This window comes from Mucilaginibacter sp., assembly GCF_028288205.1.
Classification (GTDB): domain Bacteria; phylum Bacteroidota; class Bacteroidia; order Sphingobacteriales; family Sphingobacteriaceae; genus Mucilaginibacter.
The window spans coordinates 1-16,962 of the sequence record NZ_JAQBOD010000020.1 but is presented as its reverse complement, the minus strand read 5'-3'; the positions used below and the strand labels follow the sequence as shown (position 1 = coordinate 16,962).

General features: G+C 38.6%; 15 protein-coding genes and 1 riboswitch. Of the genes, 12 read left to right on the top strand and 3 right to left on the bottom strand.

Annotated features, from left to right (window positions below; all coding sequences use genetic code 11):
- Positions 1–42: 42 nt before the first annotated feature.
- The 6 genes from JWR23_RS04830 to JWR23_RS04805 all read left to right on the top strand — a co-directional run bounded on the left by JWR23_RS04830 (position 43) and on the right by JWR23_RS04805 (position 7,003).
- The gene (locus tag JWR23_RS04830) at positions 43–1,158 is read left to right on the top strand and encodes a PLP-dependent aspartate aminotransferase family protein (RefSeq protein WP_299513639.1); all 1,116 of its coding nucleotides are present in this window, start codon (positions 43–45) and stop codon (positions 1,156–1,158) included.
- 183 nt (positions 1,159–1,341) lie between these two features.
- Positions 1,342–1,451: riboswitch (SAM riboswitch) on the top strand.
- 217 nt (positions 1,452–1,668) lie between these two features.
- The gene (gene metX / locus JWR23_RS04825) at positions 1,669–2,724 is read left to right on the top strand and encodes a homoserine O-acetyltransferase (protein WP_299513636.1); all 1,056 of its coding nucleotides are present in this window, start codon (positions 1,669–1,671) and stop codon (positions 2,722–2,724) included.
- Positions 2,724–3,941, top strand: coding sequence for a homoserine dehydrogenase (locus tag JWR23_RS04820; RefSeq protein WP_299513634.1), 1,218 nt, complete (start codon positions 2,724–2,726; stop codon positions 3,939–3,941). The genes metX and JWR23_RS04820 overlap by 1 nt, the downstream gene beginning before the upstream one ends.
- Before the next feature lie 155 nt (positions 3,942–4,096).
- Positions 4,097–5,272, top strand: a complete 1,176-nt coding sequence (locus tag JWR23_RS04815; RefSeq protein WP_299513632.1) for a glycosyltransferase family 87 protein — start codon at positions 4,097–4,099, stop codon at positions 5,270–5,272.
- On the top strand, positions 5,269–6,228 hold the full coding sequence (locus JWR23_RS04810) for a glycosyltransferase family 2 protein (protein WP_299513630.1): 960 nt from the start codon (positions 5,269–5,271) through the stop codon (positions 6,226–6,228). Before JWR23_RS04815 ends, JWR23_RS04810 begins: the two co-directional genes overlap by 4 nt.
- Complete coding sequence (locus JWR23_RS04805; RefSeq protein WP_299513627.1) at positions 6,209–7,003, top strand: polysaccharide deacetylase family protein; 795 nt, start codon at positions 6,209–6,211, stop codon at positions 7,001–7,003. Before JWR23_RS04810 ends, JWR23_RS04805 begins: the two co-directional genes overlap by 20 nt.
- A 37-nt stretch (positions 7,004–7,040) precedes the next feature.
- Here the strand turns inward: JWR23_RS04805 and clpB are convergent, their stop codons facing one another.
- Together clpB and JWR23_RS04795 are read right to left on the bottom strand one after the other, a co-directional pair.
- Positions 7,041–9,656, bottom strand: coding sequence for an ATP-dependent chaperone ClpB (gene clpB / locus JWR23_RS04800; RefSeq protein WP_299513625.1), 2,616 nt, complete (start codon positions 9,654–9,656; stop codon positions 7,041–7,043).
- Between the two features lie 198 nt (positions 9,657–9,854).
- Positions 9,855–11,285: an ATP-dependent RecD-like DNA helicase gene (locus JWR23_RS04795; RefSeq protein ID WP_299513622.1), complete on the bottom strand. Its 1,431-nt coding sequence runs from the start codon at positions 11,283–11,285 to the stop codon at positions 9,855–9,857.
- Between the two features lie 57 nt (positions 11,286–11,342).
- Between JWR23_RS04795 and JWR23_RS04790 the strand changes: the two genes are divergently transcribed.
- From JWR23_RS04790 to coaD, 3 genes are all read left to right on the top strand, one after another.
- Positions 11,343–12,155 (top strand): DUF3822 family protein, encoded by an 813-nt coding sequence (locus JWR23_RS04790; RefSeq protein ID WP_299513619.1) that lies wholly within the window; start codon positions 11,343–11,345, stop codon positions 12,153–12,155.
- A complete protein-coding gene (gene rsmD, locus JWR23_RS04785; RefSeq protein ID WP_299513617.1) occupies positions 12,131–12,673 on the top strand; it encodes a 16S rRNA (guanine(966)-N(2))-methyltransferase RsmD in 543 nt (180 codons plus the stop codon). The genes JWR23_RS04790 and rsmD overlap by 25 nt, the downstream gene beginning before the upstream one ends.
- Positions 12,674–12,747: 74 nt before the next feature.
- A complete protein-coding gene (gene coaD, locus JWR23_RS04780) occupies positions 12,748–13,209 on the top strand; it encodes a pantetheine-phosphate adenylyltransferase (protein ID WP_299513615.1) in 462 nt (153 codons plus the stop codon).
- On the opposite strand, the gene JWR23_RS04775 is transcribed toward coaD, so the two are convergent.
- A complete protein-coding gene (locus JWR23_RS04775; protein ID WP_299513613.1) occupies positions 13,178–13,816 on the bottom strand; it encodes an NUDIX domain-containing protein in 639 nt (212 codons plus the stop codon). The two genes, coaD and JWR23_RS04775, sit on opposite strands and share 32 nt — an antisense overlap.
- On the opposite strand from JWR23_RS04775, the gene pyrE reads away from it, so the two are divergent.
- The 3 genes from pyrE (at position 13,815) to JWR23_RS04760 (ending at position 16,916) form a co-directional block, all read left to right on the top strand.
- A complete protein-coding gene (gene pyrE / locus JWR23_RS04770) occupies positions 13,815–14,456 on the top strand; it encodes an orotate phosphoribosyltransferase (RefSeq protein WP_299513611.1) in 642 nt (213 codons plus the stop codon). The genes JWR23_RS04775 and pyrE overlap by 2 nt on opposite strands.
- Positions 14,457–14,547: 91 nt before the next feature.
- Positions 14,548–14,943 carry an SRPBCC family protein gene (locus tag JWR23_RS04765; protein ID WP_299513609.1) on the top strand — a complete coding sequence of 132 codons (396 nt, stop codon included), beginning with the start codon at positions 14,548–14,550 and terminating at the stop codon, positions 14,941–14,943.
- Between the two features lie 344 nt (positions 14,944–15,287).
- On the top strand, positions 15,288–16,916 hold the full coding sequence (locus JWR23_RS04760) for an ABC-F family ATP-binding cassette domain-containing protein (protein WP_299513606.1): 1,629 nt from the start codon (positions 15,288–15,290) through the stop codon (positions 16,914–16,916).
- Positions 16,917–16,962 lie beyond the last annotated feature (46 nt).

Below are 16,962 nucleotides of genomic sequence, written 5' to 3'. Positions count from 1 at the left end.
TGTAACATTTATTAACTCATCATAAAACTTTAAGTTTGTGTTATGAAACCGGAAACCATAGCTATACATGCAGGCAATCAAAAAGATGATATAACAGGGGCAGTAATACAACCTATTGTATTGTCAACTACGTTTGAACGTAAAGAAGATGGCAGTTACCATGAGGGTTATATATATAGCCGTTCGGCTAATCCAAACCGTACATCGCTTGAAAAAGTATTAACGCAGTTAGAAAATGGTGCCGATGCTGCCGCTTTTTCATCGGGCAACGCTGCCGGGATGGCTGTTTTTCAATCTCTGCAACCGGGTACACATATTATAGCGCCTGATGATATGTATCATGGATTACGCAATCAGCTTAAAAATTTATTTGCCGGGATTTTAGAATTTGATTTTATTGCTATAGATAATACCGATGTATTAAACGCGCATATCAAACCCAATACCGGCTTAATATGGTTAGAAACGCCATCAAATCCGCTACTTAAAATAACTGATATAAAAAAGGTGGTTGCTATTGCAAGGCAGCAAAATATTAAAGTTGTTTGCGATAATACTTTCGCTACCCCTATTTGTCAGCAGCCATTGGCATTAGGTGTTGATATAGTAATGCACTCTACCACCAAGTACTTTGGTGGCCATAGCGACCTGATGGGTGGTGCATTAATTGCCGCCGAAAAAAACGACTGGTGGCAAAAAATACGCCAGGTACAGGAATTGGGTGGCGCCATCCCCTCGCCTATGGATTGCTATTATTTAGTAAGAAGTATAAAGACACTACCGTATCGTGTACGCGGCCACGTACAAAATGCGCAGCTATTAGCGGCGTTTTTACAGGTGCAGCCAAGTGTAGAGCAAGTACTCTACCCGGGTTTGCCTTCACATCCTAATCATGCAGTTGCAAAAGAACAAATGTTAAGCTTCGGCGGTGTATTATCTTTTTGCTTAAAGGGCGGTAAGGAAGAAGCTAACCGCGTTATAAACAAATTGCAATTATTTACCCGTGCTACCAGTTTGGGCGGTGTAGAAAGCCTTATTGAGCACCGAGCAATGGTTGAAGGGCCGGATACTAAAACCCCATTTAATTTACTGCGGGTATCCGTTGGTTTAGAACATATTGATGATTTGATTGCAGATATAAAGCAGGCATTAGCCTGAGGTAAAAGGCGAAAGACAAAGGGTTAAAGGTGACGGTCGTATTCTTTAATAAAGCTCACCTTTAACCTTTTCACTTTTTACTTTTCGCCTCAAATAAAATAAATTTGGTAATTAAAATATTATCACCTTATATTTGTAGCATAATCGGTAGCAATACCACGATCAATTCCCTCATACGGTTTTGGTTTATAAAGAAGCGGCGAGAGATCAGGCTCAATGACCCGCTGGCAACCCTCTAAGGTTAGAGAAGGTGCCAATTCCTGGCCCGGTAAATATCCCGGGAAATATAAATTAACAACATGGAAAATTTAAAAAACACTCATCCTGAAAATTCTATTAAAGCCGCTCAAGGCTTAGCATTTGTTTATAGCAAAATTTGCTATATGTGCCGCTGTTGCTAATACACAGTTAATACGTTTCCTTTTCTCTTTCTGAAAAAATACGTGCACTGTAAATGGATCAATTTATCCGTTCACTAATCCCAACAGCTAATCAATTACAAGAATCACTATGAATACGCAACTATATAAATACCAACAAACATTCGAACTGGAATCGGGCTATAAACTACCTGAGCTTGAATTAGGCTACCATACTTATGGCACACTTAATAAAAACAAAGACAATGTGGTATGGGTATGCCATGCTTTTACAGCCAACTCTGATGTTTTAGACTGGTGGAAGGGCCTTTTTGGCAAGGAAGATTATTTTAATCCGGCAGAACATTTTATTGTATGCGCCAACATGTTGGGCTCTGCCTATGGTTCAAGCGGGCCGTTAAGCATTAATCCTACTACCGGTCAGCCTTATTATTTAGCATTTCCGCAAGTTAGTGTTAGGGATATGGTAAAGGCACAGCAATTATTGGCTAAACACCTTGGCGTAGAAAGCATCCATACTTTAATTGGCGGTTCGCTTGGCGGCCAGCAAGCAATGGAATGGGCAATTATTGAGCCTGATTTTATTAAAAATCTAATTCTCATCGCTGCAAACGCGCGCCATTCGCCATGGGGAATCGCCTTTAATGAATCACAGCGTTTAGCTATTAGTGCCGACAGAACATTTTATGCCGGCAGCCCTAATGGCGGTAAAAAAGGATTAAAGGCGGCACGTAGTATTGCCCTGCTCTCTTATCGTGGTTATAAAACTTATAGCATCAGCCAGCAGGAAGATAATGATACGGTTATTGATAGTTTTAAAGCAGCAAGCTACCAAAACTACCAGGGCGACAAGCTGGTAAACCGTTTTAACGCTTATAGTTATTGGTACTTAACTAAAACTATGGATTCGCACAACGTGGGCCGTAACCGCAATAGCATTGAAAAAGCGTTAAGCTTAATAAAAGCACGTACACTGGTTATCGGTATAAAATCTGACGTATTGTTTCCTATAGAAGAACAGCAATACCTGTTCAGGCACATACCAAAATCAGCCTTTGCCGAGTTTGATTCGTACTACGGCCATGACGGTTTTTTAATTGAAACAGAAGCATTAACAAATATTATCACATCATTTTTTAAAACAGACGTAAAAGGAAAGATCATCCAATTACAGCAAATTGCATAATGAGCAAAAAACTAAATATCGGCCTGTTTGGCTTCGGAGTTGTTGGCCAGGGATTACACGATATCATCCGAACAAAAAATTTAAATCTTGAGATAAAAAAGATAGCGATTAAAGATAGTCATAAACAACGCTCCTTACCGGCACATTACTTTACTACTGACAGGTATGAATTACTGAATAATCCGGAGATTAACACTATTGTTGAATTGATAAATGATACCGAAGCTGCATATGAAATTGTTTCTACTGCTTTAAAGTCGGGTAAAAATGTGGTATCGGCCAGTAAAAAAATGATTGCTACTTACCTGGATGAATTAATAGCGATACAACATGAATATGGTACTTCCTTACTATATGAAGGAGCTGTTTGTGGTAGTATACCTATTATCCGTAACCTGGAAGAATACTACGATAATGAACTGCTGCATTCTATAAGCGGGATATTTAATGGTTCATCCAATTATATCCTGTCAAAAGGATTTTTGGAGAATATGGATTATGATACAGCGTTAAAGCAAGCGCAGGACCTTGGTTTTGCCGAAACCGACCCAACTATGGATGTTGGCGGATATGATGCCAAATACAAGCTTATTATTGCGGCGGCGCATGCTTATGGTGTGGTGATAGAACCTGAAAAGGTATTCAATTTAGGCATACAAAACCTTGCTGCAAATGATATCCAATATGCTCGTGAAAAGAACTTAAAAATAAAGCTGGTGCCGGTGGCAAAAGAGTTGGATGACCAGCATGTTACCTTATTTGTATTACCAAAATTTGTAAACGAAACCGAGTTTTTATATAATGTGGAATATGAGTATAATGGCGTAACCGTGCAGGCCGCTTTTGCCGATCAGCAATTCTTTTTTGGGAAAGGAGCTGGTGGCCACCCTACCGGATCGGCGGTATTGTCAGACATAGCCGCTCTGCGCTATGATTATCAATACGAGTACAAAAAAACCAAAGGAAGTAAGGGCTTAAATTTCACCAATGATATTGAGCTAAACGTTTATCTCCGTTACGAAAATGATGATTTGATTGATCTGTTGAAGTTTATAGAAATAAAAGAACGTTACTATTCGGGCACTTATAAATATGTTATAGGAAAAGTGAATCTTCAAAATCTCATTGACAATCAAGCCAGTATATACAAAGACAAGGCATTTCTTGCCTTCGCCGATCAGCTAACAGGGGTCAGTTTAGCTACGGGACAAAATTAAACGCGATAAAATTTTTCAGTAGTTTTATTTAAAGAAAAAAAGAGCTCTTAAAAGGAGCCTTTTTTATTATAAAGCGTTTTTAATACAAGTAGAGTCCTGCTCTATTTTTACATTTTTTAATCTATTTTTGCACAACCAAATTTCATATCCCATTAATGTTTAAACTCGCTAATATTATAAAATACAAGCCGCTGATAATTGCCTTATGGTTTGGTTTAAGCCTGTTCGCGGTAGGTAAGAGCGTTGTTTTGGGGCACAGCCATATACATAATAACTATTTTGTGTATAAATATAACTTCATCAATGTTATACATCAGCATAACTTATATCAGCATCAGCCGGAGCATTATTTTGATCTGAACCATTACGGCCCAATATTTTCATTCATTATAGCTCCATTTGCCTTAATGCCCGATAGTTTGGGTGTAGTTTTATGGGTAATGTTTACAGCATTCATCTTATTAATTGCTATACAGCAACTTCCCATTAAAAAAAACCATTCGCTGTTAATTGTATTACTTTGCGCGCATGAATTAATGACCTCGGCTGCTAATGTGCAGATCAACCCGCTTATTGCCGCATTGATATTGTTCAGCTATATATTTATTAAAAATGAAAATGATTTCTGGGCAGCATTAATGATAGCCTTAGGTACATTCATTAAGCTTTATGGCATTGTGGGGCTGGCTTTCTTTTTCTTTTCGAACAACAAACTAAAACTGGTTGGTTCATTTATATTTTGGTCGGTAATTTTGTTTGTTTTGCCGATGGTTATTTCCTCGCCGGCCTTTATTGTGCAAACTTATAAAGATTGGTATGCCGACCTTGTGCATAAAAACCTAAACAATATAGCTTCAATACGTGAGGATGTTTCTGTTATGGGGATGCTCAGGAAGATCTTTTTTCCGCAATTATCAAATATGTTTGTTTTGTTTCCGGGAATTTTACTTTTTGCTTTATCCTATATCCGCATCAAATCTTTTAATAATTTAAATTATCAATTACTTATTGTTGCATCGACATTGATTTTTCCGGTGATATTTAGTACAGGATCAGAATCACCCACTTATATTATAGCTTTTGTTGGCGTGGCGGTATGGTATATAAACAGTGAGCGACCGGTAACTATATTGGACATATCTTTGCTTATTTTTGCTTTAATACTAACCAGTCTGTCACCGTCAGATCTTTTCCCGCGATACCTGAAAGATCATTATGTTGATCCGTACGCGTTAAAGGCGCTGCCATGTTTTTTAATATGGATAAAAATTATTTATGAAACTTTATTCAGAAAATTCGATAAAAAGGATTTAATTGCAGTTGCGGTATGAAAAAGAAACTTTCCATAATAATCCCTGCTTTTAACGAGGAAAAGAATATCAGCCATCTTGTTGCCGAATTGAATAAAGCATTAAATTCAACTGGCTATGACTATGAATATATTTTTGTAAATGACGGCAGCAAGGATAATACGCTGAATGAAATTAAGCTGCAGGCAGAAATACAGCCAAATGTATTTTACATAGAACTATCTAAAAATTTCGGTAAAGATTATGCTTTAAAAGCGGGTATAGATATGGCGAATGGCGATGCTATTATAACCATGGATGCTGATCTGCAACACCCTCCTCACCTATTGCCGCAAATGCTAAAATATTGGGAAGAGGGATATGATATTGTTTACACCTATCGCGAGGATGCTAATCCGCATGTGAGCGGCTTCCAGAAATTGGCGTCAAAATTGTTTTATAAAGGTATAAACGCTATATCAGACATTACGCTTGAAAACGGCATATCAGATTTCCGGTTACTTGATCAAAAAGTTGTTAATGAATTAAAGCAAATTGATGAATACGAGATATTCTTCAGGGGGATGGTTAAATGGGTTGGCTTTTTACAAATAGGCATTCCCTACACCCCGGCAGCCAGGCATACGGGCGAGGCAAGCTATTCATTTTTTAAATTGGCTAAGTTGGCTATAGGCAGCATAATGGCCTTTAGTGTCAGGCCATTATACATTGCTACCGGGTTGGGTTTATTTTTTTCGGTATCAGCTTTGCTGTATATTCCTTATATTTTTATCAGCTATTTTTATGGCTATGACAATCTTTCTGGCTGGGCATCATTAATTGCTACTGTAGCGTTCTTTGGTGGCTTACAACTGCTTGTTTTAGGTATTATAGGCTCATACCTGGGTAAAATATTTTTGCAAACCAAACACCGGCCCAATTATATTATCCGTTCAACAAATCTGTTAAAAGCAAAAAATGATTCTGTTAGGGTTTGATGTTGAAGAGTTTGATATGCCGTTTGAATATGGTAAAACCATACCGTTTGACGAACAATTAGCCATATCAACAACGGGGACGCTCTTAATATTAGAACTATTAAAAACAACCGGAATAAAGGCTACTTTTTTTTGTACGGCCAACTATGCCGTTAATAAACCTGATATTATTTCAAAGATTGTAAATGATGGTCACGAAATAGCATCACATGGTTATTATCATTCTGATTTTAAGGTTGAACATTTAGCACAATCAAAAGCTAAGCTCGAAGAAATATCCGGCACTAAAGTAACCGGTTTTCGTATGGCGCGGATGATGCCGGTTGATGAAAAGGAAATACAAAAAGCGGGATATGCCTATAATTCATCCCTTAACCCTACTTTAATTCCCGGACGCTATAATAATTTAAAAAAGCCGCGCGCCTGGTTCTTTGACCACGATGTTTTGCAAATACCTGCTTCTGTATCACCATTAGTGCGCTTTCCTTTATTTTGGTTAACCTTCCATAATGTTTCACTATCCATGATAAAATGGATAAGCGGGGCGGCGCATCGTAAGGACGGTTACCTTAATCTATACTTTCATCCCTGGGAATTTACCGACCTGAAACAGCCGGAAAGATTTGGCTTTCCGAAATATGTTTCTAAAAACTCGGGAACAGACTTTGTGAAAAAGATAAAAAATTTTATTCTTTGGGGTCAATCTAAAGGGTATGAATTTGCAAGGACCGGTGATTTTGCGGAGGAAATTATAAAAAAAAGAGCCACCCCTTAAAGGCAGCTCCTTAATATATGATGCATTATTTGTTTTATTATTTATCAGCTGTTGCAGCTTCATTGGTGTTTAAAAACACAAATTGATTATCAAACATATCCAGTTTAATCTTACTGTCTTTATCCACTTTACCGGCTAATATCTGCTTAGATAATTCATTCAGTATTCTCTTTTGAATTACCCTTTTCAATGGCCTTGCACCAAACTGTGGATCGTAGCCCAATTGTGCCAGCCAATCCAATGCTTCATCTGATGCTTCTATGGATATGCCCATTTCGGCCAATGTTTGCTGCACATGTTTAAACTGTAGCTTCACAATATCACTTATCTCGTCACGGCTAAGCGGGGTAAACATAATGATCTCGTCAATACGGTTTAAAAATTCGGGCCTGATGGTTTGCCTTAACAGCTCAAACAATTGGCTCTTTGTTTTAGCCATCACTTCATCCTTATTATTATCATCAAAATCCTGGAAATTTTCCTGGATAATGTTGGAACCGATGTTTGAGGTCATGATGATGATGGTATTCTTAAAGTTTACCACCCTGCCTTTATTATCAGTTAACCGGCCATCGTCCAAAACCTGCAGCAATATGTTAAATACATCAGGGTGCGCTTTTTCTATCTCATCTAATAGTATTACACTATATGGTTTCCTTCGCACAGCTTCTGTTAACTGGCCGCCTTCATCATAACCCACATATCCCGGAGGCGCGCCTATTAATCTTGAAACCGCATGGCGCTCCTGGTACTCAGACATATCAATACGGATCATTGCGCCTTCGTCATTGAATAGATATTCGGCCAATGCTTTAGCTAATTCTGTTTTACCAACGCCGGTGGTACCTAAGAATATAAAAGAACCTATTGGTTTTTTCTTATCCTGCAGGCCAGCCCTACTTCTGCGTATAGCGTCACTTATAGCTTCAATAGCTTCCTGCTGACCGGCAATACGTTTATGTAACTCATCTTCCAGGCTCAGCAACTTCTCGCGCTCGCTTTGTATCATTTTAGAAACCGGGATACCTGTCCAGCGGGATACTACGCCTGCAATATCTTCGGATGTAACTTCCTCTTTTAACATTCTGCTATCCGACTGATTAGTCAGTAGTGCTTCTTTCAGTTTTTCAACCTCTTCCTGTGCTTCACGGATACGGCCATAGCGCAGCTCGGCCACTTTGCCATAATCGCCCGCGCGTTCTGCCTGATCTGCTTCTAATTTATAGTTTTCTATCTGCTCAACTTTTAGGTTGATGCCATCAACCACGTCTTTTTCACCCTGCCATTTGGCACGTAAAGAATCACGCTCGGCTGATAGGTTGGCAATTTGTTCACTCAACTCTTTTACTTTCTTATCATCCTTTTCACGCTTAATGGCTTCGCGCTCTATCTCTAATTGCATTATGCGGCGCTCCAGCTCATCCACTACTTCGGGTACCGAATCCATTTCTAAACGTAATTTAGAAGCAGCCTCGTCCATCAGGTCAATAGCTTTATCCGGCAAAAAACGATCAGCTATATATCGTTGCGACATTTCAACCGCGGCAATAATAGCCTCATCTTTAATACGCACTTTATGGTGAGCTTCATAACGTTCCTTTAAACCGCGCAATATGGAAATTGCATCAGCAGTATCCGGCTCATCAACCAGTACCATTTGGAAACGGCGCTCTAACGCTTTATCCTTTTCTACGTATTTCTGATATTCGTTTAAGGTTGTTGCACCAATGGCCCTTAATTCGCCGCGGGCCAATGCGGGTTTTAATATATTGGCAGCATCCATAGCGCCTTCGCCACCACCTGCACCTACCAGGGTATGTATCTCATCAATAAATAAAACAATCTCACCGTCGGCTTGGGTAACTTCTTTAATAACAGCTTTTAAGCGTTCTTCAAATTCGCCTTTGTATTTAGCGCCAGCAATAAGGGCACCCATATCTAACGAATAAACTGTTTTTGTTTTCAAACTCTCAGGCACATCACCCTTTATTATTCTGAAGGCAATACCTTCGGCAATGGCTGTTTTACCCACGCCCGGTTCGCCAACCAGTATAGGGTTGTTTTTTGTACGACGCGATAATATTTGAATTACGCGGCGGATCTCTTCATCACGGCCAATCACCGGATCAAGTTTTCCAGATTCGGCATATTCATTTAAGTTGCGGGCATACTTATTTAAAGCATTATAAGTTGCTTCTGCATTTTGGTCAGTTACCTTATTATCGCCGCGCAAGCTTACTATGGCTTTTTTAAGATCCTTTTCGTTTACACCAAAATCTTTTAGCGCAGTACTTGTTTTATCGCTTACTGATAGTATTCCTAACAGGATATGCTCAACAGAAACAAACTCATCCTTAAATTCTTTAAGATAAGCGTTTGCCTTTTGCAATACCGAATTAGAGGTAGATGATAAATAAACATTACTACCACTTACTTTAGGGAAGGATGCAATCTGTTCATCCAATATATCGTTTAGTCTGTTTAGGTTGACGTTTAATTTCTTTAATAAATAAGTTATAACATTCTCATCAACCAATAACAATCCCTTAAGCAAGTGTGCAGGTTCAATAGCCTGCTGCTGATTGCCGGTTGTTATCTCCGAAGCTTTTTGTACAGCTTCCTGAGCTTTTATGGTAAAGTTGTTAAAATTCATAGCGAAATGGTTATATCGGTTATAGTCAAAATACTTGCCATGCTACTTATTATGAAATAATGGCATTTCATAATACATTTCATGTGCCTTTTTGTCAAATCCATTATTACTAATAACACATTAGTTTAATAAAAGTTATGGCATGATGAATGAATAGAATGGTGAGTAGTAAATACCTGGACAATAGGTTTATTTATGCTAAAATTCACTATTCACCTGCTGCCCATAAAACTTATCATTAAAATTCACCAAAAACAACTCTTTGGTTGCCCGGGTGCAGGCGGTATAGAACCAGCGTAAAAAATCGGTATTAACCATTTCATCCGTTAAATATCCCTGGTCTACAAAAACAGCATCCCATTGGCCGCCCTGTGCTTTATGGCAGGTAATAGCGTATGCAAACTTTATTTGTAAAGCATTATAATAGGGATTAAGTTTTAGCTCGTTATGCTTTGCACGTTTGTTTGGTATATGGTCATAATCTTTCATTGCTTCCAGGTAAAGCCGTTTCTGATCTATGGGCTGCAAGGCCGGCGATTCTGAGTAAAGTGTATCCAATAAAACCTTACAATCTAAAACCGGGTCCTCAGCATAGTCAATAAACTCCAGTTGTACATCGGCAAAACGGAATCCATACATGTCTTCAAACTTGCGTACTTTCCTGATCCTGGCAATGTCGCCATTGGCAATAAAAGCAGTACTTCCCTCCTCCTGATCCTGCAGCCAGAAATAATTGTTCTTAACGATCATCAGCTGGTCGCCGCCGGTTAGCTCTTCCTCTCGCCATAGCAGCCGGGCGCGTATTTGTTTGTTATATAGGTTTGCATTTTTGTTCGATCGGCAAATTATAAGCGTATTTTCATTGCCATATTTATTGTAGGCATATTCAAGCCCTTCTTCCAACCGCTCACCTGTCATCCTGAAAACATCTGTATAACCTTTTGTTGTAATTTGTGGTATAATTTCTTTTTCCTGCCGGATGATATCACGTATCCGTGTAGCATTATATAATATACCTGAATCTTTTTGCTGACGAAGCACATCTGTTAATTCATAACTGAACACATTCAGGTTATAATCCAGTTTCATTAATTCCTCATCCAATGCGGGGCTATTATCAGAGCCTACAGGCGGTAATTGCGCGGTATCACCCACCAGCATTAACTTGCAATTTTTTTTATTATAAACATACTTAACCAGGTCATGTAGCAACGTATCGCGGTTATTGCCACTAATCTGGTCTGATATCATGGAAGCTTCATCAATAATAAACAACGTATTGGTAGCCAGGTTATCGGCTATTGAAAATGATTCATCAACATTTAGCGCTGTTTTTTTTCGGTAGATGCGCTTATGTATAGTAAAAGCTTTTCGCCCCGAATAGCTGGTAATTACCTTTGCCGCACGCCCGGTTGGTGCAAGTAATACTGATTTATAATTATAATTTCTGAGCGCTTTTACCAATGCTCCTACAATTGTAGTTTTGCCTGTGCCGGCATATCCTTTTAATATAAAACATTCGTCGCCTTCATCTTTTAATAAAAAGTTATGTAACCGGTTAAATAACTCCTGCTGCTGGGCAGTTGGTTCATGTGGGAAAGCCTTGCGGATATGATCAATTTCAGACACCTAACAAAAATGCGGATAAGTAATTAAGTAATTCAAAAAATATTACTTTTGTTAAGCATGACCGAACAAATTTACACTTACCGCGATCCTTCGTTTAATCTTAACCAGGCATACTACTATACGTTGTTAATGCAAATTGATGCAGTTTCGTTTTCGTATGCCATAACTTATAATAGGCAATTAATTGCCTGGGGTACCAATTGTAGCTTAACTGAGTTAAGCGATCCGCAGGAATTGGCCGAAGAACTATCTGCAACTTATAAAAAGGTTGTTATTGGTTTACCGGCAAATGGCTTTAGTTTACTGCCGTCTCATCTTTTTAATAAGGCGCAAATACCAAATTATGCCCGGTTATTAGATGTTAAACCCGACGAGAGGGTTTTAGCACAAGTATTGGACGATCAAAATTTTATTATTTATAAAGTTGATGAAAAGATAATATCGGCAGTACAAAGGTTCGACCTTGATAATACAGTTTATTTAAATAAAGGATGGATAACTTCCGTTACTAAAAATAGTCCTCAAAACCAGGATCTTTATCTGCATACAGAAAATGGGAAAGCCGAATTTTTATACTTTAAAGACGGCAAGATAAGGCTTTATAATAATTTCGATTTTACAACCGGGGATGACCTGGCGTATTATGCAGCTTTTATTACCGAAGAACTGAATTTAGATGCGCATGATATCCATTTTAAATTAAGTGGAAACATAAAGCCCGGGGATAAATACAGCACCCGACTGGCCGATTTTTTTCCGGATATCGTTTTTTATGATCCGCAAATATTGGAGCTGCCTGAACAAATACCTTCACAACAGATACTGACCTTAGCAGCATTATCATTATGCGGATCATTGGAGGTTCTTTAAAGGGATTAAGGCTTAATCCGCCAAAAAACTTACCGGTACGCCCCACTACTGATCTTGCAAAAGAAGCGCTGTTCAATATTTTGCAAAACCAGATTGAGTTTGATGACATTAAGGTGCTCGACCTTTTTTGCGGTACAGGCAACATAACCTATGAATTTGCATCGCGCGGGGCCAAACAGGTAATAGCGGTCGACCGCAGCATACATTGCATTAACTATATTAAGGATACTGCCCGCCAGCATGGGCTAATTCAAATAAAAACTTTCAAGGCCGATATTTTTAAATACCTGCAACTGGAAACAGATCAATATGATTTGATATTTGCTGATCCGCCGTATGATATGAACCAGATACCCGAGATACCAAAAAATATCTTTGATAAAGGTCTTTTATCACCTCATGGATTGCTTATAGTAGAGCATCAATCCATGCAAAACCTAAGTAACCATCCCGCTTTTATTGAACAACGGAAGTATGGACATTCGTCGTTTTCGTTTTTTAAGGCACCCGAAAATTGATCAGTCTACCAGCTAAACCTTATAACATTTCAACTTTACAACATAATAATTAACTTTACGTAAAAACACAACTCATGAAAATAGCCCTTTTCCCGGGATCATTTGATCCCGTTACCAAAGCTCATGTTGATATTGTGAAAAGATCGGTAGGCTTATTTGACAAGGTTTATATCGGTATTGGAGCAAACAGCACAAAGCCGGGTTTTTTGAGTATAGAAACACGTGAGAAAATGTTACGTGCTGTTTTTGAGATGGAACCCAAGATCCATATTATAGCTTACGAGGGATTAACCGTTAATTTTTGTAAAAGTATTGGGGCAACCTATATGATACGCGGCATACGTACCGTATCAGATTTTGAATATGAAAAAGCTATAGCCCAGATGAACCATTCGTTAATGCCCGATATTGAAAGTATATTTATTGTAAGCAAACCGGGTTATTCATCTATCAGCTCAACTATTGTGCGCGAAATAATGCGTCATAACGGTGATGTGGCTCAGTTTATTCCGAAAGAGGCACTGGCTTATCTTTAATCAGATCCATAACGGCCAGCACATCCATAATAGATGGAAAAGTATTAGCTAAAATAGCCTCAATATCATTTGGCTTAAACCAGCGTACATCGGTTATCCCTTCTTCTTTTTGCGGCCTTAGTTTATTTTGCCCCTTGCATTTCATTTTATACCAATATGTTTTCTTTAAAACAACTTGGGCCTTACTAATATAAACATGGTAGGTTTTACATATTTTTACACCAAGCTTGCTTACCACTATGCTACACTCCTCCTCTACCTCACGCACAGCAGCTTCTTTAACGGTTTCGCCTTTTTCAATTTTACCTTTAGGCAGGTCCCACTTATCATTACGGTAAATAAATAAAAGGTCCTTGTTTTCATTTTTAACCAGTCCGCCGGCTGCTTCAATAACAATAACACTTTCTTTTATTTGTTTTAAAAATGCTTTGGCATCCTTACACAATACATAAAAATACGCACTTTTATGCGCCAGTATCCAGGTGTAAATTATTTTCAAATCAAATGTCTGGCTATCAATCTTTTGGTAATGCTCAGTCTTTTTAGGTTCAGATTCTGTTAATAAGATAACTTTTTCGTTAATATAAATTCTGTATTTTTGAGCCATGTTTAATACTACTGAAACCGAACAACAGGTAGCGGAATTTCTGTTGCAAATTAAAGCAATTAAATTACAACCTAATAATCCTTTTACATGGGCATCGGGGTGGAAATCGCCTATTTATTGTGATAACCGTATAACGCTGTCACATCCAACTATCCGCACCTACATAAGGCAGCAGTTAGCTACAGTGATACAGGAAAAATTTGGGTCTGTAGGTTGTATTGCAGGTGTTGCAACAGCGGGCATACCGCAAGGTGTGCTGGTAGCGCAGGAATTGGGCTTACCATTTATTTACGTTCGCGCTAAACCAAAAGATCATGGTACAGGTAATTTGATAGAAGGCGATATATTAACAGGCAAAAGAGTTGTTGTAGTTGAGGATTTGATATCTACCGGCAATAGCAGCTTACAAGCCGTTAGCGCATTGCGTGATGCAGGTTATGATGTTGCCGGGTTAGCAGCTATTTTTAGCTACGGATTTGACATTGCCGAAGAAAATTTTAAAGCAGCCAATTGCCCATACATTACATTATCAAACTATACAGCTTTACTAAGTTATGCAGAACAGAACCAATATATATCACGTAAAGATGTTGAGGTACTAAGAGAATGGCGCGAAACCCCGTCAACGTGGGGAACCTGAGCAGTTGACAGTTTTGAGTTAGCAGTTGGCGATAATCGTTTATAAAATCAAACCTAAACCTCTAATTAACTAACCTCCAATCTATACTACCATGGCTACTTTTGAAAGTAAAGTAAATATAAATCGCCCTGTAAGTGATGTCTATCAGTATCTATCTGATTTTAACAATCACCAGCAACTAATGCCGGATAGTGTGCAGGATTGGACATCAACCACTGATGAGGCTCATTTTGGCATACAAAATATGGTGCAGCTTGCCCTGCAAATTATCGAAAGAGTTGAAAACAAGTCTATCAATATTATAGCCACCGGCAAACCACCATTTGCTGTTAAGCTTAACTGGAATTTAGCACCTGATGGTGAGGGCACCTTAGCCACCCTTACCATTAATGCCGATCTGAATATGATGATGAAAATGATGGCATCAGGCCCGTTACAAAAGCTTGCAGAACATGAAACCCAAAGATTGGCCGTCATATTAAGCTGATCTTTGGGGTTTTCAATATAATATGCTATTAATACACCTTTCTCTTAGCTACGTTATTTAGGGCAATTACAATATTAGCGACAACTAAGACTATCATTAAAGTAATCATGATTATTACAAATTAAAAGGAAAACAAATTGTTAATTAAGTAAAGTTGTCTCGAAATAATATTTTATCTTTTGGATTTATGTTATTTTAAACGCAGGTTGATAATATTTGTTTTATAGTTATCAAAAATATATGGTCAATGTATAAGTTTAATGATGCATAGTTGATTAATAATAGCCGTTTATGCTAATAATTTAAGTATTTACCGTAATTTTGCGGCAAATTACAGGTGCAGCATGATCTCGGTATCCAATCTATCTTTACGTTATGGTAAACGTACTTTATTTGAAGACGTTAACTTAAAATTCACACAAGGCAACTGCTATGGCATTATTGGTGCCAATGGTGCAGGTAAATCTACCTTCTTAAAAATTCTTTCGGGCGAAATTGATCCTACAAGCGGGCAGGTAAGCTTTACTCCGGGCGAACGTATGGCTGTATTAAGCCAGAACCACTACGCGTTTGATGAGTTTACTGTTATTGAAACAGTAATGATGGGGCATAAAGAAATGTATGCCATTATGAAGGAGAAAGACGCGATATATCTTAAAGAGGATTTTACTGATGCCGATGGCGAACGTGCCGGCGAACTTGAAAACCTTTTTGCCGAAATGGATGGCTGGAACGCAGAAAGCAACGCCGCTACCCTATTAAGTAACCTGGGCATTAAAGAAGAATTTCATTATCAGTTAGTAAAGGATCTTGACAACACGCAAAAAGTACGTGTGCTATTAGCCCAGGCCCTTTTTGGCAACCCGGATATATTATTACTGGATGAGCCTACTAATGATCTTGACATCCACACGGTAAGCTGGTTGGAAGATTTTCTTGCAAGCTACGAAGCTATTGTATTAGTTGTATCGCACGATAGGCACTTCCTGGATACGGTATGTACGCATGTGGTTGATATTGATTTTGCCAAAATGAGTATCTATACCGGTAACTACTCTTTCTGGTATGAGTCAAGTCAATTGGCTTTAAAACAAAGATCTGATCAGAATAAAAAGACAGAGGACAGGGTTAAAGAGTTGCAAGAGTTTATCCGCAGGTTTAGCGCCAATGCATCCAAATCAAAACAGGCTACCAGTCGTAAAAAAGCGTTGGATAAGATCAATTTGGATGAGATACAACCATCAAACCGTAAATATCCGGGAATTATATTTAATAACCTTGGCCGTGAAGCAGGCGATCAGATACTGCAGATAGAGAACCTAAGCAAGAAATTAAACGGCGAAGTATTGTTTGACAACATCCGCTTAATGGTAAATAAGGGAGATAAAATTGCTGTGCTATCAAACAATAGTTTAGCTACTACCGCTTTCTACAATATATTAACCGGCAGGGATAAAGACTACAAAGGCGAGTTTAAATGGGGCGTAACCATTAATCCTGCCGATATCCCGATGGATAATACCGAATACTTTAAAGGTAAAGATGATAACCTGATTGACTGGTTGCGCGAGTACTCGCCGGGCGAAAAGGATGATCAGTTTATCCGTGGCTTCCTGGGTCGCATGCTATTTTCTGGCGAAGAGGTTTTGAAGAAAAGCAGTGTTCTGTCAGGTGGTGAAAAAATGCGTTGCATGTTTAGCCGTATGATGTTGCAACAAGCCAATTTGCTGATGTTTGACGAGCCTACCAATCACCTCGACCTGGAATCTATCACAGCGTTAAACAATGGTATGAAGGACTTTAGGGGCACTATCCTGTTCACCTCGCGAGATCATGAGCTGGTTGAAACTGTTGCCAACCGCATTATTGAATTAACACCGGGCGGCATTATAGATAAGCTGATGACCTACGACGAATATATTAACAGCGACGCCGTACAAAAACAAAAAGACGAGCTTTACGCTATGGCGTAATAAGTATTATTTAAGAATTGGCATTTTAATATATTCCACTATATTT